The following is a 20,839-nucleotide window of genomic DNA, read 5'->3' on the forward strand; positions in this document are numbered from 1 at the left end:
GTGGAAATTATGTGTCCCACGGGCGAGATTTTTCCTGTGAGGATTTGAACTGATCACAGGAAGGTCACTAGGGTCTGGGCTCGAACCTTCGCACGGTTGATCACTCACCCGGAGTATCGGCGAGGTCGCCGCCAACCGCTGACCGGTAGGTGGTTCGAGGAAGAAGGAGCTCGCCTCCGTGGCGTCCCACCGTCGTCCCAAGAACCCGAGCCGCACGCGTGTGACCGTGCTCTCCCTCGCCGCCACCGCAGCCGTGGCCCTCAGCTCGCAGGCGGCCAACGCCGCGCCCAAGCCGGACAAGAAGGAAGTCAAGGCGAAGGTCGACGCGCTGCACGAGGACGCGGAGGGCGCGACCGAGAAGTACAACGCGGCGAAGGAGAAGCAGGAGACCCTGGAGAAGCAGGTCAAGGGCCTCCAGGACAAGGCCGCACGGGGTCAGGGCGAGCTCAACCAGATGCGCAAGGGGCTCGGTGCGCTGGCCACCGCCCAGTACCGCACCGGCGCCGTCGACCCCTCGCTGCAGCTCTTCCTCTCCTCCGAGCCGGACCAGTTCCTGGACCGCGCCGCCGCGATGAACCAGCTGACCGCCAAGCAGGCCGAGTCGCTGCGCAAGATCCAGGCCAAGCAGCGCACCCTCGCCCAGCAGCGCGAGGAGGCCACCGGCAAGCTCGCCGACCTGGCCGCCGTGCGCAAGGAGCTGGGCGAGAAGAAGAAGTTCGTCCAGGGCAAGCTCGCCGAGGCGCAGACCCTGCTCAACACCCTCACCAAGGCCGAGCGCGACGCGATGGCCGCCGAGGAGGAGCGGGCCAACCGGGCCGGCGGCGGCGACGGCGGACGCGTCGACCTCGGCAACGAGACCCCCGCCTCCGGCATCGGCGCCGCCGCCATGGCCGCGGCCCGGACGAAGATAGGCGCGCCGTACGACTGGGGCAACAAGGGTCCCAACGCGTTCGACTGCTCCGGCCTCGTCTACTGGGCGTTCCAGCAGGTCAACGTGACCGTCGGCGGCAGCACGTACACGCAGGAGAGCGCCGGCCGGAAGATCTACAACCGGAGCGAACTGCGCCCCGGCGACCTGGTCTTCTTCAACAACCTCCAGCACGTCGGCTTCTACGCGGGCAACGGCATGTCGCTGCACGCCCCCAAGCCGGGTGCCAACGTGCGCATCGAGGACATGAAGTACCTCGGCCCGTTCCAGTTCGGCGTGCGTGTCGGCGGCTGACCCCGGCCCTCCGAGGCGCGCCGACGGCTGAGCGGCGCGCCCCCGATACCCGGACGCCGCCACTGAACACACCGCCCGATCGGGCGAATCGCGGCGCCCCGCACTGACTTCACGCCCCGCCGGTGACCTGGTCACCGGCGGGGCTTCGTGCTGTTCACACGGTGTTCGAGTGCCCGGGTCTTTGGCCGGTGCGTGACCGTCCCGCTACTGTCTGGCGCGCAGCTCCCGTCCGGCAGTCCGCCCGCCCCGGGCGGCAGGGTGCTGCCTACCCAGCAGTGGAAGGAGTGCGGCTACCCGTGGCGTCACACCGTCGTCCCTCGCAGTCCGGGCTCACACAGAGCACCCGGGTCACCGTCCTGTCCGCAGCCGCGGCGACCGCCGCGGCGGCCCTCGGGGCCACGCCGGCCAGCGCCGACCCGGCGGGCACGCCCACGGCGACCAAGGCCACCGTCGACCGGCTCTTCGAACAGGCCGAGCAGGCCACCGAGCAGTTCAACCGGGCCAACGAACGCGCCGCGACACTGCGCAAGGAGGTCGGCCAGGCCCGCGACCGCACCGCCAGGGGCCAGGAGCGGATCAACCGGATGCGCGGCGTCCTCGGACAGCTGGCGGGTGCCCAGTACCGGTCGGGCGGCATGGATCCCGCCATGTCGCTGCTGCTGTCGGAGGACCCGGACAGCTACCTCGACAAGGCCGCCGCCCTCGGCCGGGTCAGCGCCCTGCACACCGGCCGGCTGCACGAACTCACCGAGGCCCTGCGGAAACTGGGCCAGGAGCGGGTCGAGGCCGGCCGCAAGCTGACGGAGCTGGAGCGCAACCGGGTCGTCGTCTCGCGCCACAAGCGCACCGTCGAGGGCAAGCTCGCCGAGGCCCGCCGGATGCTCAACGCGCTCTCCACCCGCGAGCGCGCCGAGTTCGACCGCGGCTCGCGCAGCGGACGCGAGGACATGCCGGAGATGTCCGGGGCCATGCCCTCCTCCTCGCGCGCCGCGGCCGCGGTCCTCGCCGCCAGGAACGCCGTCGGCAAGCCCTACGTCTGGGGTGCCAGCGGCCCGTCCTCCTTCGACTGCTCCGGCCTGATGCAGTGGAGCTACGGCCAGGCCGGAGTCTCCCTGCCGCGCACCTCGCAGGCCCAGCGCTACGCGGGCCGCCAGGTCGCGCTGGACCAGGCGCAGCCCGGCGACCTGGTCGCCTACCGCGACGACGCCAGCCACATCGGGATGTACATGGGCAACGGGCAGGTCGTGCACGCCCCCTACCCGGGCGCGCCGGTGCGCTACGACCCGGTCGGGATGATGCCCATCTCGTCCGTCACCCGGGTCTGAACCCGGCCGCGCGCCCCGGCCCCGGCGTGCCCGAGTCGGGTACGGAGCTGATCACGCCGCCGTACGATCGCCGGATGGAAGGTCGTGACGGCGGTGCGCGGTACGGGCGGCGGGCGGTGCTCGGACTCGGCCTGGGGCTGGGACTGGGCGGGCTGCCCGGTCTGTCCTGCACGGTCCCGGCCAAGCCGTCCGACACCGCCGCCCGTGATGTGCGGCGGCTCCTGGAGCGGCGGGCCACCGCCCTGCTCGGCCGGGACCTGGAGGGCTTCCTGGCGGTGCTGGAACCCGGCGCGCAGGGCCTGCGGACCGCCCAGGAGCAGGAGTTCGACAACCTCGCGGGAGTCGAGCTGAAGTCCTGGGAGTACCGGGTGCGCGGGCTCGACCGGACCGGGGACGCCGCGGCCACCGCTCGCGTGGACCTGGCACTGCGGGTCGAGGGCTACGACACGGTGCCCGCCGTCACCGCCCGCCGCGTCGACCTGCGCCGGCACGAGGGGCGCTGGTACGTCGCCGGGGACCGGCCCGCCAGGAGCGGCGCGCAGGAGATCTGGCAGCAGGGCCCGGTGACCGCGGTGCGCGGGCGGCGCTCCCTCGTCCTGGGGGCGGGCCAGGACCGGGCGCGGCTGCGCGGCATCGGGGAGCTGGCCGACACCGCGGTGGCCGCCGTCGCGCGCGCGTGGCCCGCCGAACCGGGGCTGCGCGTGGTGCTCCTGGTGCCGCCCTCGCTGAGCGGGATGGGCGCGCTGCTCGGCGAACCGGCCGCCGGCTACCGGGGCATCGCCGCCGTCACCACCGGTGCGAGCGCCGCCGGGAAACGGACCTCGGCGGACCGGGTGATCGTCAACCCCGAGGCGTACGACGTGCTCGGGGCGGCCGGGCAGCAGGTGGTGCTCACCCACGAGACGACCCATGTGGCGACCCGGACCGGAACCACCGCGGCCACTCCGATGTGGCTGTCCGAGGGCTTCGCCGACTGGGTGGCCTACCGGGAGAGCGACCGCGCCGCCGCCAGGATCGCACCCGAACTGCGGGCCACCGTCCGCAAGGAGGGCGTGCCCGACGAGCTGCCCGCCGACGAGGACTTCCGCTTCGCCGGGGACGCGGACCGGCTGGCCGGGGCGTACGAGGGCGGCTGGCTGGCCTGCCGGATGATTGTTGAACGATGGGACGAAAGGACGCTCCTCGCGTTCTATCGTGCCGTCGGCGCCCATCCGCAGCGCGAGGGGGCGGTGGAGAGCGCGCTGAACGACACGCTCGGTACCACCCCCGCGGACTTCACCGCGCGGTGGCGCGGTTACGTGCGGGACGAACTCGGCTGACCCGGCCCGGCGGCCCCGGCCGCGTCGCCGGCCTGCGCCTCCGTGCCGCGCGCGGGCACGTGCCGCTGCGCGGGCAGCGAGCCCAGGGTGGCCGCGGCGGCGCCGGCCGTGCTCCGCCACAGGGTGCGGCACGCCACCACCGTCGCCGCGACCAGCAGTCCGTTCCGTACGAACAGCAGGCTCAGCCCGAGCGCGTCGCCGGCCACCACGTGCGAGAACCACAGCGGGAATTCGAGACAGGTGACGAACGTCGCGGCCAGCACCAGGTGCGCGGCCCGGTCCATCCGGCTGCCCCGGAACACCAGGCAGACCGCCGCGAGCCCGACCAGCCACAGCATGTACTGCGGGCTGATCACCCGGCTCGTCGTGGTGAACAGCAGCACCGCCGTGAACGCCGCGTCGCCCGCCGTCGACGCGGTGAACACCCGGGCCCGCAGCCGCCACACCAGCAGCCACCCGAAGGCCAGCACCGTGAGTCCCATCGCCAGCGCGCTCACCAGCGGCACGTACGGGCCGAGGAACTCCACCGAGCCGTAGTTCAGCAGCACCTCGCCCTCCCAGCCGAAGTGCCGGGCCACGTGGAAGACCAGCGCGCCCAGCGACTCCACCTCGGTGCCCCGGTCCCGCTGGAAGGTCAGGAACGCGAACGCCCCCGGCATCGACGCCGCGAACAGCACCGCGAGCCCGAGCGCCGTCAGCACGAACGCCGACCACGCGCCGCGCGTCGTGCGCCCGCGTGCCGTCCCCGCGAGCAGCAGCCCCGGCCAGACCTTCAGCATCGCCCCCAGGGCTGCCAGCGCCCCCATCACGCGCGGCCTGCGGGCCCCCGCCAGCAGCGCCGCGACCGCGACACCGGTCACCATCACGTCGTAGCGGGCGTACGACGTCGGGCCGAGCAGCGCGAGCCCGGCGATCCAGACCCAGGCCCCGGCCGGCCGCTTGCCCGGCCGCCGCCCCGCGTACAGCAGCAGCCCCGTGACCACAGCGTCGGCCAGGAACGCCAGGACGAAGAAGGCGGCCGGGTACTCCAGGAACGGCAGCAGGCCGGGGGAGAGCACCGCGAGAGCGGCGGCCGGCGGGTACTGCCAGGTGATGTCGTCGAGTGGGAAGGTGCCGGTCCGCAGGACCTCGTACCAGCCCTGGTAGATGACCGAGACGTCGCTGGTGACGTCCGGGCCGGGGAAGGCCAGCACCCGCAGGACGCACAGCAGCAGCAGGGTGCGGGTCAGCACCCACACCGCGACGGGCAGGGCCGGGACGCGCATCGGGTGTCCGGGGCCGCTCGCTCGTGTCATGACCATCCTCGTTCGGTTCCCCACAGTCCTGTCCGGGCCCTCGCGGCGCCGTCCGCACGCGCCGGTGCGACGGTGCCGTCCTCATGGTGCGGCCCCGACGGCCGAAGGGACATGATGCAGTGCCCGGACGCGCCACGGCGACGGCGCGGGGCCGCCCGGTACTGTCGGTCGCGATGGACAAGACCTTGATCGTGACCAATGACTTCCCGCCCCGCCCCGGCGGCATCCAGGCGTTCCTGCACAACATGGCGCTGCGGCTGGACCCCGAGCGGATCGTCGTCTACGCCTCCACCTGGAAGCGCGGGCGGGAAGGGGCCGAGGCCACCGCCGCGTTCGACGCCGAGCAGCCCTTTCGCGTGGTGCGCGACCGCACGACGATGCTGCTGCCGACGCCCCGGGTCACCCGCAGGGCCACCGGGCTGCTGCGCGAGCACGGCTGCACCTCGGTGTGGTTCGGGGCCGCCGCGCCGCTCGGGCTGATGGCCCCGGCGCTGCGCCGCGCGGGCGCCCGCAGGCTGGTCGCCACCACCCACGGGCACGAGGCGGGCTGGGCCCAGCTCCCCGCCGCCCGGCAGCTGCTGGGCCGGATCGGCGAGGGCACCGACACGATCACCTACCTGGGCGAGTACACCCGCTCCCGGATCGCCACCGCTCTGGGCCCCGGGGCGGCGGGGCGGATGGTCCAGCTGCCGCCCGGCGTCGACGAGAAGACCTTCCACCCCGGCTCCGGCGGCGAGGAGGTGCGGGCCCGGCTCGGGCTGAGCGAGCGGCCCGTGGTGGTGTGCGTGTCCCGGCTGGTGCCGCGCAAGGGGCAGGACACCCTGATCGAGGCGATGCCGCGGATCCTGCGCGAGGTGCCGGACGCGGTGCTGCTGATCGTGGGCGGCGGACCGTACGAGAAGGACCTGCGCGCACTGGCCGCGACCACCGGCGTCGCGGACTCGGTGCGCTTCACCGGGGCGGTGCCCTGGGCGGAGCTGCCCGCGCACTACGGGGCGGGCGACGTCTTCGCCATGCCGTGCCGCACCCGCCGGGGCGGACTCGACGTGGAGGGGCTCGGCATCGTCTACCTGGAGGCGTCCGCGACCGGACTGCCCGTGGTGGCCGGCGACTCCGGGGGCGCGCCCGACGCGGTCCTGGACGGGGAGACCGGATGGGTGGTGCGCGGCGGCAGTCCGGTGGAGGCCGCGGACCGGATCGTCACCTTGTTGAACGATCCCGAGCTGCGTGCGCGAATGGGTGCACGGGGGCGCGAGTGGGTCGAGGAGAAGTGGCGCTGGGACCTGCTCGCGGAGAAGCTCGAAGCGCTGCTCTAGGCCGAAGAGACGTACGGGTGCGGGGCGGTCTCCCGGAGACCGCCCCGCACCCGTACGTCCTCACACCCGCGCGCCTACCGGCCGCTCAGCCGCCGTAGATCGCCTCGATCTCGTCCGCGAAGTCCTTCGCCACCACGTTGCGCTTCAGCTTCAGCGACGGCGTGATGTGCCCGGCCTCCTCGGTGAACTGGGCGGGCAGGATCCGGAACTTGCGCACCGACTCCGCCTTGGAGACCGCCGAGTTCCCGTCGTCCACCGCGCTCTGCACCGTGGCCAGCAGGTCCGCGTCGTCCCGCAGCGAGACCGCCGTGGAGCCGGCCGGCTTGCCGTGCTCCTCGGCCCAGCGGCCCAGGAACTCCTCGTCGATCGTGATCAGCGCGCCCACGAACGGCCGCCCGTCGCCGACCACCATGCACTCCGCGACCAGCGCGTGCGCCCGGATGCGGTCCTCGATCACGGCCGGGGCGACGTTCTTGCCGCCCGCCGTGACGATGATCTCCTTCTTGCGGCCGGTGATCGCCAGGTAGCCGTCCTGGTCGAGGGTGCCGATGTCACCGGTGTGGAACCAGCCGTCGGTCAGCGCCTCCGCGGTGGCCGACGGGTTGTTCCAGTACCCGGTGAAGATGTGCTCGCCGTGCAGCAGCACCTCGCCGTCGTCCGCGATGCGCACCACGGAGCCGGGCAGCGGCTGGCCGACCGTGCCGATCTTCGGGCGGTCCCACGGGTTGAACGCGGTCGCCGCACAGGACTCGGTGAGCCCGTAGCCCTCCAGCACCCGGAACCCTATGCCGCTGAAGAAGTGCCCGAGCCGCTCGCCCAGCGGGGCGCCGCCGGAGATCGCGAACTCGCAGCGCCCGCCGAGCACCGCGCGCAGCTTGCTGTAGACCAGCTTGTCGAAGACCTTGTGCTTGAGCTTGAGGCCCAGCGTCGGGCCCTCGGGGGTGCCCAGCGCGCGGCTGTAGGCGATGGCCGTGTCGGCCGCCTTGTCGAAGATCTTGCCCTTGCCGTCCGCCTGCGCCTTCGCACGGGCGGAGTTGTAGACCTTCTCGAAGACCCGGGGCACGCCCAGGATCAGCGTCGGCCGGAAGGACGCCAGTTCGTCGGTGAGGTTCTTGATGTCCGGTACGCAGCCGAGCTTGATCGGCGCCATCACGGAGGCGACCTCGACCAGCCGCCCGAAGACGTGCGCGGCGGGCAGGAACAGCAGCACCGAGCACTCGCCCGTACGGAACAGCGGCTTCAGCCGCTCCACCACGTTCCCGCACTCCGCGAAGAAGCTGCGGTGCGTCAGCACACAGCCCTTGGGGCGGCCCGTGGTGCCCGAGGTGTAGACGATGGTGGCCGGGTCGTCGGCGTTGGCCGAGGACATCCGCTCGTCGAGCAGCTCGTCGGAGACCTGCGCGCCCTCCGCGGTGAGCTGCGCGACGGCGTCGGCGTCGATCTGCCGGATGCCGGTGAGCGCGGGCAGGCTCGCCTGCACGGAGGCGACGGCGGCCCGGTGGGCGTCGGACTCGACCAGGACCAGCTTGGCGCCGGAGTCCCCCAGGATCCACTGCACCTGCTCGGCGGAGCTGGTCTCGTACACCGGCACGGTCACCGCGCCCGCGCTCCAGATCGCGAAGTCCAGCAGCACCCACTCGTAGCGGGTGCGCGACATCAGCGCGACCCGGTCGCCCGGCTCCACGCCGGCGGCGATCAGACCCTTGGCGGCGGCCCGTACCTCGGCCAGGAACTGGGTGGCGGTGACGTCGGTCCATGCCCCGGCGACCTTGCGGCCCATGACCGCGGTGTGGGGGTGCTGAGCGGCATTGCGGCGGATGAGATCCGTCAGATTGCCGTCCGAAGGGACCTCGTACAGGGCCGGAAGGCTGAACTCGCGCAAGACTGCTGCTCCTCATCAGGCACCGGACGCCACTTCAGTGTGTGCCGGCTGCGGTCCAAGGTCGGGCAGGTGCTCAGTGGGGGATGAGCACGACTGGACTGCCCGGACGTTACCCACCAGTACTCGGTTCCCGATAGGGGGTCCCGGGCAGATGTACGCTGCGTCACACTGTTCGGGCGGTGCTTGCCGCAGAGTAGTCGACGCTTCGGGCGACTCGGAAGTAACCGCAGGTCCGACCGCCCCTACTCAGGGATCCGGCGGAGTCCTAGGCTGATCACCATGCGAGTTCATGTGGTGAGTGACGTGCACGGGAACGCGGCGGACCTCGCCCGTGCGGGGGACGGAGCCGACGCGCTGATCTGCCTCGGCGACCTCGTGCTCTTCCTCGACTACGCCGACCACTCGCGCGGCATCTTCCCCGACCTTTTCGGCACCGCCAACGCCGATCTCATCGTCGAGCTGCGCACGGCGCGCCGCTTCGAGGAGGCCCGCGACCTCAGCCGCCGCCTCTGGGCCGGTCTGGACCGCAGGGCCGCCACCGACGCGGCGGTGCGCAAGCAGTACGCCGAGATGTTCGCCGCGTTCCCCAGCCCGACGTACGCCACCTACGGCAATGTCGACATGCCCACCCTGTGGCCCGACTTCGCGGGCCCCGGCACGGTCAGCCCCGGCACCCGCGTGCTGGACGGGGAGCGGGTGGAGATCGGCGGCCTGGTCTTCGGGTTCGTCGGCGGCGGGCTGCGCACCCCGATGAACACGCCCTTCGAGATCGGCGACGAGGAGTACGCGGCCAAGGTCGAGGCGCTCGGCGAGGTCGACGTGCTGTGCACGCACATCCCGCCGGAGGTCCCCGAGCTGGTGTACGACACCGTGGCGCGCCGCTTCGAGCGCGGCAGCCGGGCCCTGCTGGACGCCATCCACCGCACCCGCCCGCGCTACTCCCTCTTCGGCCACGTCCACCAGCCGCTGGCCCGCCGGATGCGCGTCGGCGCCACCGAGTGCGTGAACGTCGGCCACTTCGCGTCCACCGGCCGCCCCTGGGCCCTGGAGTGGTGAGCGGAACGATCGCGATAGCCTTCACACGGCACGCACCCGCCCGCACCTCCCCGGCCCACCGGACCGCCCCCGGCGTCCGCACGCCGCTTCCGTGCACCGGCCCGCAAGCCAGTCAGCCAGTCCCAGTCCGGACGTGAGGAGCCATCGCGATGGCGGAACACACCAGCTCAAGCATCACCATCGAGGCGGCCCCTGCCGACGTCATGGACGTCATCGCGGACTTCGCCCGCTACCCGGACTGGACGGGCGAGGTGAAGGAGGCCGAGGTCCTGGCCACCGACGACCACGGCCGTGCCGAGAAGGTCCGCCTGGTGCTCGACGCCGGTGCGATCAAGGACGACCACACCCTCGCCTACAGCTGGACCGGCGACAACGAGGTCAGCTGGACCCTGGTGAAGTCGCAGATGCTGCGCGCCCTGGACGGCTCCTACCGGCTGGCGCCCGCCGCGGGCGGCGCCACCGAGGTCACCTACCAGCTCACCGTCGACGTCAAGATCCCGATGCTCGGCATGATCAAGCGCAAGGCCGAGAAGGTCATCATCGACCGCGCCCTGGCCGGTCTGAAGAAGCGCGTCGAGTCCGGCCCCAAGGGCTGAGGCGACGGACGGCACGGGGGAGTCGGGCATGAGCGCGGTGCGTACGGTCCTGGTCACCGGCCCCGGGGGAGCGGGCCGCAGCACCGTCGCCGCGGCGACCGCGCTCGCCGCCTCCGGCGCGGGCGCGCGCGTGCTGCTGCTGGGCACCGACCGCGGAGAGGGCCTGGCGACCGCGCTCGGCGCCCCCGCCGGCCCGCTGCCCGCCGCGACGGACCCGCTGGAGGCGGCGCCCGGACTGCGGGCCGCCCGCATCGACACCGCGGCGGACTTCCGCGGCGAACTGCTCTCCCTCCAGGAGCGCGCCGCCACCGCCCTCGACCTGCTGGGCGCGAACGCCCTGGACGCCGACGAGCTCACCGAACTCCCGGGCAGCGAACCGCTCGCCCTGCTGCGCACCCTGCGCACGGTGTGCGCCGCGCCCTCCTCCCCGTACGACCTGGTCGTCGTCGACATGCCGCCGACCCACCAGGCGCTCGCCGCCCTCGCGCTGCCCGGACAGCTGCGGCGCTACCTGCGCAGGCTGCTGCCGCCCGAACGGCAGGCCGCCCGCTCGCTGCGCCCGATGCTCGCCCAGCTCGCCGGGGTGCCGATGCCCGCGCAGTGGCTGTACGAGACGACCGCCCGCTGGGAGGCGGAACTGGCCGCCACCCAGGACGTGGTGGAGAGCCCCGCGCTGTCGGTGCGCCTGGTCGTCGAACCCGGCCCGGCCGCCGCCGACGCGCTGCGCACCGCCCGGCTCGGGCTCGCCCTGCACGGCCTCGCCCTGGACACCGTGGTGGCCAACCGGGTACTGCCCACCGCCTCCCCGGACCCCTGGCTGGCCGGGCTCTCCGCCCAGCAGCAGACGCACCTCAAGGAGGTGCACGAAAGCTCCGGCGCGGTGCGCGAACTGCCGCACCTGGGGCACCAGCCGCGCGGCACCGAGGAGTTGGGGCCGCTCGCGCGGGCCCTGTCGTACGGCGGCGGGGGCGGCGGCACGGCGCGCGCGCCCGAGCCGGTCGTCGAGGACCGGCTCGCCGACGACGGCGTCCTGGTGTGGCACCTGCCGCTGCCCGGCGCCCGCAAGAGCGAGCTGGGACTGGTGCGGCGCGGGGACGAACTCGTCCTGACGGCCGGTGAGTTCCGGCGGATCCTGTCGCTGCCCTCCGCGCTGCGCAGGTGCACCGTCTCCGGGGCCGGGCTGACCGACGGCGTCCTGCGGGTGCGCTTCGCGCCGGACCCGGGACTGTGGCCGCAGGGACGGTGAGGGCCGGGCGTCCGGCGGGGCGCCGCCGGGGGCCGGGGCACTGAACCGCGTACCGCTGTTCGGGTAACGTCGATGGGGTAGATGCCCCGTTGCCCCATCCATCCCGCGTCGCAGGAGTGCGCCATGAGCGAAGCCACCGACCGCCCCGACGAGTCCGCGGCCCACGACTCGACGGTGCACGGGACGAAGAAGCAGGACACGAAGCCCCGGGACGACCACGGGCCGCAGGCGTACGACGCCGACGCCTGGGCGACCGCGTGCGAGGAGGACCTCGCCGCGGAGCGGGCCCGCCGCCGCGCCCAGTACGGCCCGCAGTCCGGGTCGGCCGCCGAGGAGCTGCGCCGGCTGATGGACGCGGTCGCCGAGAAGGTCTCCTCGCTCCAGTCGCCGCTGCTCGGTATGGCGGCCCAGGGGGTCGCCAAGCAGTTCGTTCAGCAGGCGAAGGCAGTCGTGGAACCCGTCGTGGAGCGCAACCCGCAGGTCTTCGACCACCTCGCGGCGGCGGGAAATGAGCTCCTTGCGGCATATCGGTCCGCGGTCGCCGGGCACGAGCAGCGCTGGACGCAGGATTCCCCGAGTTCCGCGAAAAGCACGGAGGGTACGGCCAAAGCGCCCAAATCATCCGAAGGTGGCCCGGACGATCCCGATGACCGTTCAAAAGGTGAACACATCGACCTCGATTGAGCGGTCTCCTCGGGTACCGTGGCCCTCGGAGTCCGTCCGTGGCTCCGAGCGCGGTTCGACCTAAACCTGAGGGACTCATGGGACTCACCATCGGCGTCGACATCGGCGGCACGAAGATCGCGGCCGGAGTGGTCGACGAAGAGGGACAGATCCTTGAGACGTACAAGGTGAAGACCCCGCAGACCCCCGAGGACATGGTCGACGCGATCTCCGCCGCGGTCTCCGAGGTCGGCAAGGGACAGCAGATCGAGGCCGTGGGCATCGGCGCCGCCGGATACGTGGACGACAAGCGCGCCACGGTGCTCTTCGCCCCCAACATCGCCTGGCGGCACGAGCCGCTCAAGGACAAGGTCGAGCAGCGCGTCGGCCTGCCGGTCGTCGTCGAGAACGACGCCAACGCCGCCGCCTGGGGCGAGTACAAGTTCGGCGCCGGCAAGGGCCACGAGGACGTCATCTGCATCACGCTCGGCACCGGCCTGGGCGGCGGCATCATCATCGGCAACAAGCTGCGCCGCGGACGCTTCGGCGTGGCCGCCGAGTTCGGCCACATCCGGGTCGTCCCCGACGGCCTGCTGTGCGGCTGCGGCAGCCAGGGCTGCTGGGAGCAGTACGCCTCCGGGCGCGCCCTGGTGCGCTACGCCCGCCAGCGCGCCAACGCCACCCCGGAGAACGCGGAGGTCCTGCTCGGCCTCGGCGACGGCACCCCCGACGGCATCGAGGGCAAGCACGTCAGCGCCGCCGCCCGGCAGGGCGACCCGGTCGCCGTCGACTCCTTCCGCGAACTGGCCCGCTGGGCCGGCGCGGGCCTGGCGGACCTCGCCTCGCTCTTCGACCCGTCCGCGTTCATCGTCGGCGGCGGCGTCTCCGACGAGGGCGAGCTGGTGCTCGACCCGATCCGCAAGTCCTTCCGGCGCTGGCTGATCGGCGGCCAGTGGCGGCCGCACGCGCAGGTGCTCGCGGCGCAGCTGGGCGGCAAGGCCGGCCTGGTCGGCGCGGCGGACCTGGCCCGCCAGGGCTGAACACTCCCCGGGGGCTTCACCGGTGCCCGTCGCGTCCCCTGTGGGCGCGGCGGGCACCGGTCTATGTTGGCCCGCATGGCGACCGCTCCCAAGACCCCGTCCCTGCCCGCGTCCGTCACCGAACCCGACGGCTCGGCCGTCGTCCGGGTCCTCAGCTACAACATCCGCTCCATGCGCGACGACCGCGAGGCGCTGGCCCGGGTGGTGCGGGCCTGCGAGCCCGACCTCGTACTGATCCAGGAGGCGCCGCGCTTCTTCCGCTGGCGCAAGAAGGCCGCCTGGCTGGCCGCGCACAGCGACCTGGTGGTGCTGGGCGGCGGGGCGACGGCGGCCGGACCGCTGCTGCTGTGCTCGCTGCGGGCCACGGTCGAACGGACCGAGGACGTCCTGCTGCCGCGCACCCCCGGACTGCACCAGCGGGGCTTCGCCACGGCGGTGGTACGGATCGGGGGCGCCCGGCTCGGGGTGCTCAGCTGCCACCTGAGCCTTCAGGGCGAGGAGCGGTACGCCCAGGCGCGACTGCTCCTGGAGCAGTTGGCCCGGATGGGGGTCGGCCACGCGATCGCCGGCGGCGACCTCAACGACCGGCCGGAGGGCAAGTCGTTCCGGCTGCTGGCGGGGGAGCTCCAGGACTGCTGGGCGGTGGCGCCGTGGGGCGGTGAGTTCACGTCCGTGCCCGCGGACCCGCACCAGCGGATCGACGCGATCTTCGCGACGGAGGGCGTGGAGGTGCTGGGGTGCGGGGTGCCGGAGCTGCCCCGGGCGGACGTGGTGGCGGCGACGGACCACCTGCCGGTACTGGCGGCGGTGCGGGTGCCGGCGGAGCGGTAGGGGCTCGGGCGCGGGTACGAGGTGGCCTGATCCGCGCGGTTCCCCGCGCCCTTGACAAGGGCGCGGGCAACCGCCGACCAGCCGCGGAGAGGCACGCGACCGGGTGAGCGCCACCGTGGTGCAGGTCGCTCTAGACCACCGCTCCGCGGCCCGGGTCCTCGTCCTCGTCGTCGGAGCCGCTGGACATCCGGGCCACCAGCGTGCCGAAGCCGCCCAGGAAGCCGCCGATGCCCAGCACCTGGAGCCACCAGGTCATGTCCCAGCCCAGTACGACCGCCAGGAGCAGCAGCAGCGGGCCGCCCACCACCGCCAGCCAGGCGAACTTGGAGGTGACGTCGGCCTCCGGAAGCTCCGGGTCCGGCGGCACGAAGTGGCCCTCGTCGGAATCGTCGAGGTCCTCGTCCTTGGCCTCGGCGGGCCGGTAGTCCCGGGGGCCCGCCGCGCCGACCCCCGGGGCGAAGACCACCGAGCTGCCGAGCGGCCGGTCCTCCGAGGGGGAGGCGGCGGGGGAGGGCCGGTCGGGTCCGTCCCCGTTGACCTCGCCCTCCATCCGTGCCAGGTCGTCCACCGACTTGAACGGCTTCGCCCCCGGCGGGTCCGGCGGCTCGTCCCCGTACCCCGCGACGATCGCCTCCCAGGCGGCGGCCTCGTCCAGCGGGGTACCGGCCTCGTCCGGGGAGGAGGCCGCGGGCTTCGCGCCGGTGGTCTCCGGCTCCCGCTCCTCCTCGCGGTCCGCGCGCTCCGCGTTGTGCTCAGCCACCGGCAGTGCTCCCCTTCTTCCCGATGCTCGGAGCGAGGCGGCCGATGAACGCGTGGCTCTCGTCGAAAATCCGCTTCGCGTCATGGTCCAACGTCGCCACGTGGTAGCTCTGTTCCAGCAGGATCTCGGTGACGTCCGTCGAGGAGATCCGGCTGAGGATGCGGGCCGAGTCGGCCGGCGGGACCACATGGTCCTGCGGGCTGTGCAGCAGCAGCACCGGCTGCGTCACCTGCGGCAGCTCTCCGTCCACGAGCCGGAAGAAGTTGCGCAGGGAGTGCGCGGCGTGCAGCGGCACCCGGTCGTAGCCGACCTCGTGGGAGCCCTCCAGCGCGATGTCGTCGGCCAGGCCCTTGGTCGTACGGACGAAGTGACGGACGACGGGCAGCGCGTACGCGGCCAGGCCGTGCACCTTGTTGCCCGGGTTGACCAGCACGATGCCGCTGATCGCGTCGCCGTGCTTGGCGGCCAGCCGCAGGGTGAGCGCGCCGCCCATGGACAGGCCGAAGACGAAGACCTGGCTGCAGCGCGCCCGCAGCGCGGTCAGCTCGCGGTCCACCTCGGCGTACCAGTCCTGCCAGCCGGTCAGCTGCATGTCCTCCCAGCGGGTGCCGTGGCCCGGCAGCAGCGGCAGGGACACCGTCAGCCCCCGTTCGGCCAGGTGGTCGGCCCAGGGGCGCAGCGACTGCGGGGAACCGGTGAAACCGTGGCAGAGAAGGACGCCTACCTCTCCGCCCTCGTGGCGGAACGGCTCGGCTCCAGGGAGGACCGGCACCGGGGTCTCCTGTTCGTGAGGATTCGTCGGGAGGTTCCGTCGTGGAGGACGGGGCGGGGAGGGCGCCCCCGAGGGGACGCCGAGGATGCCTTCACCGTACGCGACCGGGCCGACACCGACCAGGTCCGCAGGCCCCCCGGCAAGCGCGGGCGAGAGCGCGCGGTGCCCACGGGTTATGGTCTTTTCGACAGACAAGGGAAGGCACACGTTGATCTACGGCGCAATGAAGTTCTCCATCGGAGGGTCCCTGAAGCTCGCCTTCAGGCCCTGGGTGGAGGGCCTCGAGAACATTCCCGCGGACGGGCCGGCGATCCTCGCGAGCAACCATCTGTCGTTCTCCGACTCCTTCTTCCTGCCGGCCGTACTGGACCGGAAGGTCACCTTCATCGCGAAGTCGGAGTACTTCACCTCGCCCGGAGTCAAGGGCAGGCTGACCGCAGCCTTCTTCAAGGGCGTCGGCCAGCTCCCGGTGGACCGTTCCGGCGCCCGCGGTGCGGGCGAGGCGGCGATCAGGGCGGGCATCGAGGTCGTCGAGGGCGGCGGCCTGTTCGGCATCTACCCGGAGGGCACCCGCTCCCCGGACGGCCGGCTCTACCGGGGCAAGCCCGGCGGCCTCGCGCGCGTGGCGCTGGCGACCGGCGCCCCGGTGATCCCCGTCGCGATGATCGACACCGAGAAGATCCAGCCGCCCGGCAAGGTGGTCCCGAAGCTGATGCGGCCGGGCATCCGGATCGGCAGGCCGCTCGACTTCAGCCGCTACCACGGCATGGACGGCGACCGCTTCATCCTGCGCTCGGTGACCGACGAGGTCATGTACGAGATCATGAAGCTCTCCGGCCAGGAGTACGTCGATATCTACGCGACCGCCGCCAAGCGGCAGATCGCGGACGCGGAGAAGGCGGCCAAGGCGGAGAAGGCCGAGCTGGAGAAGGCCGAGAAGGCCGCCCACGCGGAGCTGGAGAAGGCGGCCAGGGCCGAGCGGACGGAGGCGGAGAAGGCGGAGAAGGCCGACGCCGCGCAGGCGGAGCGGGCCCAGAAGGCGGAGTAGGCGGAACCGTCCGGGGGCGGGCGGCGTCGTCCGTCCCCGAAACGTCGTCCGTCCGGGGGTGGGGGGATATGGCCAAGGCCAGGCGCGAGCGCGTCGTACGGATGTCGGTCGAGCAGCCGCTGTGGCGCGCGCTGACCGGCTACCGGGTGCTCACCATGCTGTACGCGGTGGGCCTGTTCGTCTTTACCAGGCAGGAGTTCGAGCGCGCCTGGGTGGCCATGGGCTACCTGGCGTTCCTCGCCGTGTGGACGCTGGTCACGCTCCCCAAGGTGGCGAACGCGGCCAACTGCACCAAACGCTTCCTGGTCGCCGACCTCACCGTCGCCCTCGTCGGCATCCTGCTGACCCCGCTCGCCAACTTCCAGGCGCAGGAGATCGACGGGCCGACCCTGCCGACCATATGGACGGCCGGGGCCGTGCTGGCGTACGCGATCAAGGGCGGCTGGCGGTGGGCGGCGTTCGCCTCCTCGCTGGTGGCCGCGGCGAACCTGGTCGAGCGCGGCACCCCCAGCCGGGACACCCTGCACAACGTGCTGCTGGTCTGGGTCGCCTCGATCGCGATCGGGTACGTCGTGGAGGTCGCCCGCGCCTCGGAGCGCACCCTGGCCCGCGCCCTGGAGATCGAGGCCGCCACCCGCGAGCGCGAGCGGCTCGCCCGCGACATCCACGACAGCGTGCTCCAGGTGCTCGCCATGGTGCAGCGGCGCGGCAGCGCGCTCGGCGGCGAGGCGGCCGAACTGGGCCGGATGGCCGGGGAGCAGGAGGTCGCCCTGCGCACCCTGGTCTCCAGCGGTCTGGTGCCCACCACCCGGGCCTCCGAGGACGCGTCCCAGGGCGCGGTGGTGCGCTGCGTGGAGGTCGACGAGCCGGACGACGCCGGGTGCGGCGGCCCGGTGGACCTGCGTTCGCTGCTGGCCCCGCACGCCGGGGCCCGCGTCTCGTTCGCGGAACCGGGCACTCCGGTGCTGCTGGAACCGGCGGCGGCCGGGGAACTGGCGGCCGCTGTCAGTGCCGCACTGGACAATGTCCGCAAGCACGCGGGCGAGAACGCCCAGGCCTGGATCCTGGTCGAGGACGAGCCGGACGAGGTGATCGTGACGGTGCGGGACGACGGCCCCGGCATCCCCGACGGCCGGCTCGCGCAGGCCGAGGGGGAGGGCCGGATGGGTGTCGCCCTCTCGATCCGCGGGCGGCTGCGGGACCTGGGCGGGAGCGCCGAACTGCTCTCCGTCCCGGGGCAGGGCACGGAAGTCGAACTGAAGGTTCCACGGGGGAGAACGAAGCGATGAGCGAAGTGAGCGCAGAGGCGGCGACGGGCGTGACGGCGGAAACGGGCGAGGAGCGGCAGGACGGCCTCCGGGCCGGCTCGATCCGGGTGATGGTCGTCGACGACCACCCCATGTGGCGCGACGCGGTGGCCCGCGACCTGGCCGCCGCCGGGTTCGACGTGGTCGCCACCGCCGGGGACGGGCCGCAGGCGGTGCGGCGCGCCCAGGCGGTCGTGCCCGAGGTGCTGGTGCTGGATCTGAACCTGCCGGGCATGCCGGGCGTACAGGTCTGCAAGGAGCTGGTCGGGGCCGACCCCAAGCTGCGGGTGCTGGTGCTGTCCGCGAGCGGCGAGCACGCGGACGTGCTGGAGGCGGTGAAGTCCGGGGCGACCGGCTACCTGCTGAAGTCGGCGTCCACCGAGGAACTGTGCGACGCCGTGCGCCGCACCGCCGTCGGCGACCCCGTCTTCACCCCCGGGCTGGCCGGGCTGGTGCTCGGCGAGTACCGCAGGCTGGCCTCCGACCCGGCGCCCGCGGCCCCCGACGAGCCGAAGGCGCCGCAGCTCACCGACCGCGAGACCGAGGTGCTGCGGCTGGTCGCCAAGGGGCTGTCGTACAAGCAGATCGCCGAGCGCCTGGTCATCTCGCACCGCACCGTCCAGAACCACGTGCAGAACACCCTCGGCAAGCTCCAGCTGCACAACCGGGTCGAGCTGGTGCGGTACGCGATAGAGCGCGGCCTCGACGACGCCTGAGCGGGCGCCGCGCCCGGCGCGCGAACGCCCGCCCGGGGGCGCGGACGCGGTCTCGACGGCGCGTCCGCGGGCGTCCTAGCGTGGTGGGTCCCAGTGCTGGGCACGGCGGAAGGGGCGCACGCCATGCGAGTCGGAGTACTGACCGGGGGCGGTGACTGTCCGGGGCTCAACGCGGTCATCCGCGCCGTGGTCCGCAAGGGAGTGCAGGCTTACGGGCACGAGTTCGTCGGCTTCAGGGACGGCTGGCGCGGTGTCCTCGACGACCACCGCACGGTCGCCCTGACCATCGGGGCGGTCCGCGGCATCCTGCCCCGCGGCGGCACCATCCTCGGCTCCTCGCGCACCAACCCGCTCACCGAGGGCGCGGACGGGGTGCGCCTGATCGGCGAGACCATGGCCAGGAACGGCGTCGAGGCGCTGATCGTGATCGGCGGCGAGGACACCCTCGGCGTCGCGGCGAGACTGTCCGGGGAGTACGGGATCGACTGCGTCGGGGTGCCCAAGACCATCGACAACGACCTCTCCGCCACCGACTACACCTTCGGCTTCGACACCGCCGTCTCCATCGCCACCGAGGCCATCGACCGGCTGCACACCACCGCCGAGTCCCACATGCGGGTGCTGGTCGTCGAGGTGATGGGCCGCCACTCCGGCTGGATAGCCCTGCACTCGGGGCTCGCGGGCGGCGCCAACGTGATCCTGGTGCCGGAACGGCGGTTCGACATCGACCGGGTCTGCGGCTGGATCAGCTCCCGCTTCCGGTCCTCCTACGCGCCGATCGTGGTGGTCGCCGAGGGAGCCATGCCGAAGGACGGCGACATGGTCCTCAAGGACGGCACGCTGGACTCCTTCGGGCACGTGCGGCTGTCCGGAGTGGGGGAGTGGCTGGCCAAGGAGATCGAGAAGCGGACCGGCAAGGAGGCCAGGACGACCGTCCTCGGGCACGTCCAGCGCGGCGGCACCCCCAGCGCCTTCGACCGCTGGCTGGCCACCCGCTTCGGGCTGCACGCCGTCGACGCCGTGCACGAGCGGGACTTCGGCACGATGGTGGCGCTGCGCGGCACGGACATCGTGCGGGTGCCGATCGGGGAGGCGACGGCGACGCTCAAGACGGTGCCGGACGAGCTGTACGAGGAGGCGGAGATCTTCTTCGGCTGACGCGGCCGACACGGCCGCCGCGGCCGAGTCGGCGGGCCGGGGAGCAGGTCCGCCCCCGGCCGCCGGGACGCCCGCGGAGGAGCGGGGCGGTGGGAGCGCCCGTATATTCGTGCCTATTCCGGCATAGCTCCCAAAGTCTTCCGTACGAGGTGAAATCCGTGGACGTCCTGGCATTCGGCGTGCAGGCCGACGAGCAGCCGCTGATCGAGAAGGCCTTCGCGGAGGAGGGCTCGCACGGGGTCCGCTGCCTGAACGTCTTCCTCACCGAGGACACCGTGCCCATCGCGGCGGGCCACGAGATCATCAGCACCAGCGTCAACGCGGACCTCGGAGCCCGGGTGCTGCGCGCGCTCGCCGCCGGCGGCACCCGGATGATCGCCCAGCGCTCCACCGGCTTCAACAACATCGACCTGGAGGTGGCCAGGGAACTCGGCCTCACCGTCGCCCGGGTCTCGTACTACTCCCCGTACTCCGTCGCCGAGTTCGCCTGGACCCTGGCGATGGCGGTCAACCGCCGGGTGGTCCGGGCCGCCGGGCGCACCCGCGACTTCGACTTCCGGCTGGACGGGCTGCTGGGGCGCGACATGCGCGGCCGTACGGTCGGCGTACTCGGCACCGGGAAGATCGGCGAGGCGTTCACCCGGATCGCCCACGGCTTCGGCATGAACCTGCTCGGCTGGGACGTCGCCGAGAACCCCGCGTGCACGGCGCTCGGCATGCGCTACGTGGAGAAGGCCGAACTCTTCGCCGAGTCCGACGTGATCAGCCTGCACGTGCCGCTGCTGCCCTCGACGCACCACCTGATCGACGCGGCGGTGCTGCGGCAGATGAAGGACGACGCGATCCTGGTCAACTCCAGCCGCGGCGGGCTGGTCGACACCGAGGCCCTGGTCAACGAGTTGCGGGCGGGCCGCTTCATGGGGGTGGGCCTGGACGTGTACGAGGCGGAGGCCGGGCTCTTCTTCCTCGACAAGTCCCTGGAGGTCGTCGCGGACGACACCCTGGCCCGGCTGGTGACCTTCCCCAACGTGCTGGTGACCTCGCACCAGGCGTACTACACCCTGGACGCGGTGGGCGAGATCGTCGCCGCCACCGTCCGCAACGTGGCGGACTACGGCGCCGGCCGCCACGGCGAGAACGTGCTGGTCCCCCGGGCGGACTGAGACAGAAGCGGAGCGGCGGGGCTCCCGACGGGCGGGGCGGGGGAGCGGCGGGACGGGCCGCCCGTACGACCTCCGGTCGCACCCCGCCCGGCCGGGCGGCCTCCGCCCCCGCAGCCCCGACGGC

The 20,839-nt window shown here is 73.0% G+C and carries 19 protein-coding genes; 15 read left to right on the forward strand and 4 right to left on the reverse strand.

All coding sequences use genetic code 11. From position 1 onward, the window contains the following. Nucleotides 1-178: 178 nt before the first annotated feature. The 3 genes from ACFYVL_RS23400 (at nt 179) to ACFYVL_RS23410 (ending at nt 3,866) form a co-directional block, all read left to right on the forward strand. On the forward strand, nt 179-1,222 hold the full coding sequence (locus tag ACFYVL_RS23400; RefSeq protein ID WP_389247819.1) for an NlpC/P60 family protein: 1,044 nt from the start codon (nt 179-181) through the stop codon (nt 1,220-1,222). 296 nt (nt 1,223-1,518) lie between these two features. Next, nucleotides 1,519-2,547 carry an NlpC/P60 family protein gene (locus tag ACFYVL_RS23405; protein WP_389247821.1) on the forward strand — a complete coding sequence of 343 codons (1,029 nt, stop codon included), beginning with the start codon at nt 1,519-1,521 and terminating at the stop codon, nt 2,545-2,547. Nucleotides 2,548-2,621: 74 nt separating this feature from the next. Then, on the forward strand, nt 2,622-3,866 hold the full coding sequence (locus tag ACFYVL_RS23410; protein ID WP_389247823.1) for a hypothetical protein: 1,245 nt from the start codon (nt 2,622-2,624) through the stop codon (nt 3,864-3,866). On the opposite strand, the gene ACFYVL_RS23415 is transcribed toward ACFYVL_RS23410, so the two are convergent. Next, the gene (locus tag ACFYVL_RS23415) at nt 3,842-5,161 is read right to left on the reverse strand and encodes a glycosyltransferase 87 family protein (protein WP_389247825.1); all 1,320 of its coding nucleotides are present in this window, start codon (nt 5,159-5,161) and stop codon (nt 3,842-3,844) included. The two genes, ACFYVL_RS23410 and ACFYVL_RS23415, sit on opposite strands and share 25 nt — an antisense overlap. 173 nt (nt 5,162-5,334) lie before the next feature. Between ACFYVL_RS23415 and ACFYVL_RS23420 the strand changes: the two genes are divergently transcribed. Then, nucleotides 5,335-6,477 carry a glycosyltransferase family 4 protein gene (locus ACFYVL_RS23420; RefSeq protein WP_389247827.1) on the forward strand — a complete coding sequence of 381 codons (1,143 nt, stop codon included), beginning with the start codon at nt 5,335-5,337 and terminating at the stop codon, nt 6,475-6,477. An 85-nt stretch (nt 6,478-6,562) separates the two neighbouring features. On the opposite strand, the gene ACFYVL_RS23425 is transcribed toward ACFYVL_RS23420, so the two are convergent. Then, nucleotides 6,563-8,359, reverse strand: a complete 1,797-nt coding sequence (locus ACFYVL_RS23425) for an AMP-dependent synthetase/ligase (protein ID WP_389247829.1) — start codon at nt 8,357-8,359, stop codon at nt 6,563-6,565. A gap of 291 nt (nt 8,360-8,650) precedes the next feature. Between ACFYVL_RS23425 and ACFYVL_RS23430 the strand changes: the two genes are divergently transcribed. From ACFYVL_RS23430 to ACFYVL_RS23455, 6 genes are all read left to right on the forward strand, one after another. Further along, nucleotides 8,651-9,415 carry a metallophosphoesterase gene (locus ACFYVL_RS23430; RefSeq protein ID WP_389248221.1) on the forward strand — a complete coding sequence of 255 codons (765 nt, stop codon included), beginning with the start codon at nt 8,651-8,653 and terminating at the stop codon, nt 9,413-9,415. 149 nt (nt 9,416-9,564) lie between these two features. Then, nucleotides 9,565-10,011 (forward strand): SRPBCC family protein, encoded by a 447-nt coding sequence (locus tag ACFYVL_RS23435; protein WP_389247831.1) that lies wholly within the window; start codon nt 9,565-9,567, stop codon nt 10,009-10,011. A 37-nt stretch (nt 10,012-10,048) separates the two neighbouring features. Next, nucleotides 10,049-11,257, forward strand: coding sequence for an ArsA family ATPase (locus ACFYVL_RS23440; RefSeq protein WP_389248222.1), 1,209 nt, complete (start codon nt 10,049-10,051; stop codon nt 11,255-11,257). 123 nt (nt 11,258-11,380) lie between these two features. Further along, nucleotides 11,381-11,941, forward strand: a complete 561-nt coding sequence (locus ACFYVL_RS23445) for a DUF5304 domain-containing protein (RefSeq protein ID WP_389247833.1) — start codon at nt 11,381-11,383, stop codon at nt 11,939-11,941. 77 nt (nt 11,942-12,018) lie between these two features. Continuing rightward, nucleotides 12,019-12,960, forward strand: coding sequence for an ROK family glucokinase (locus ACFYVL_RS23450; protein WP_389247835.1), 942 nt, complete (start codon nt 12,019-12,021; stop codon nt 12,958-12,960). A gap of 75 nt (nt 12,961-13,035) precedes the next feature. Next, nucleotides 13,036-13,791: an endonuclease/exonuclease/phosphatase family protein gene (locus ACFYVL_RS23455; protein ID WP_389247837.1), complete on the forward strand. Its 756-nt coding sequence runs from the start codon at nt 13,036-13,038 to the stop codon at nt 13,789-13,791. A gap of 130 nt (nt 13,792-13,921) precedes the next feature. On the opposite strand, the gene ACFYVL_RS23460 is transcribed toward ACFYVL_RS23455, so the two are convergent. Together ACFYVL_RS23460 and ACFYVL_RS23465 are read right to left on the reverse strand one after the other, a co-directional pair. Beyond that, nucleotides 13,922-14,551, reverse strand: a complete 630-nt coding sequence (locus tag ACFYVL_RS23460; protein WP_389247839.1) for a hypothetical protein — start codon at nt 14,549-14,551, stop codon at nt 13,922-13,924. After that, complete coding sequence (locus tag ACFYVL_RS23465; RefSeq protein WP_389247841.1) at nt 14,544-15,323, reverse strand: alpha/beta hydrolase; 780 nt, start codon at nt 15,321-15,323, stop codon at nt 14,544-14,546. The genes ACFYVL_RS23460 and ACFYVL_RS23465 overlap by 8 nt, the downstream gene beginning before the upstream one ends. Before the next feature lie 223 nt (nt 15,324-15,546). Between ACFYVL_RS23465 and ACFYVL_RS23470 the strand changes: the two genes are divergently transcribed. The 5 genes from ACFYVL_RS23470 (at nt 15,547) to ACFYVL_RS23490 (ending at nt 20,715) form a co-directional block, all read left to right on the forward strand. Further along, nucleotides 15,547-16,371 (forward strand): lysophospholipid acyltransferase family protein, encoded by an 825-nt coding sequence (locus tag ACFYVL_RS23470; RefSeq protein ID WP_389248224.1) that lies wholly within the window; start codon nt 15,547-15,549, stop codon nt 16,369-16,371. A gap of 68 nt (nt 16,372-16,439) precedes the next feature. After that, nucleotides 16,440-17,660, forward strand: coding sequence for a MacS family sensor histidine kinase (gene macS, locus ACFYVL_RS23475; protein WP_389247843.1), 1,221 nt, complete (start codon nt 16,440-16,442; stop codon nt 17,658-17,660). Between the two features lie 89 nt (nt 17,661-17,749). After that, nucleotides 17,750-18,394, forward strand: coding sequence for a response regulator (locus ACFYVL_RS23480; RefSeq protein ID WP_389248226.1), 645 nt, complete (start codon nt 17,750-17,752; stop codon nt 18,392-18,394). 123 nt (nt 18,395-18,517) lie between these two features. Continuing rightward, a complete protein-coding gene (locus tag ACFYVL_RS23485; RefSeq protein WP_389247845.1) occupies nt 18,518-19,552 on the forward strand; it encodes a 6-phosphofructokinase in 1,035 nt (344 codons plus the stop codon). A 158-nt stretch (nt 19,553-19,710) separates the two neighbouring features. After that, nucleotides 19,711-20,715 carry a 2-hydroxyacid dehydrogenase gene (locus tag ACFYVL_RS23490; protein ID WP_389247847.1) on the forward strand — a complete coding sequence of 335 codons (1,005 nt, stop codon included), beginning with the start codon at nt 19,711-19,713 and terminating at the stop codon, nt 20,713-20,715. The last annotated feature ends 124 nt before the right edge of the window (nt 20,716-20,839 follow it).

The organism is Streptomyces sp. NPDC004111, assembly GCF_042874215.1.
Lineage (GTDB): Bacteria > Actinomycetota > Actinomycetes > Streptomycetales > Streptomycetaceae > Streptomyces.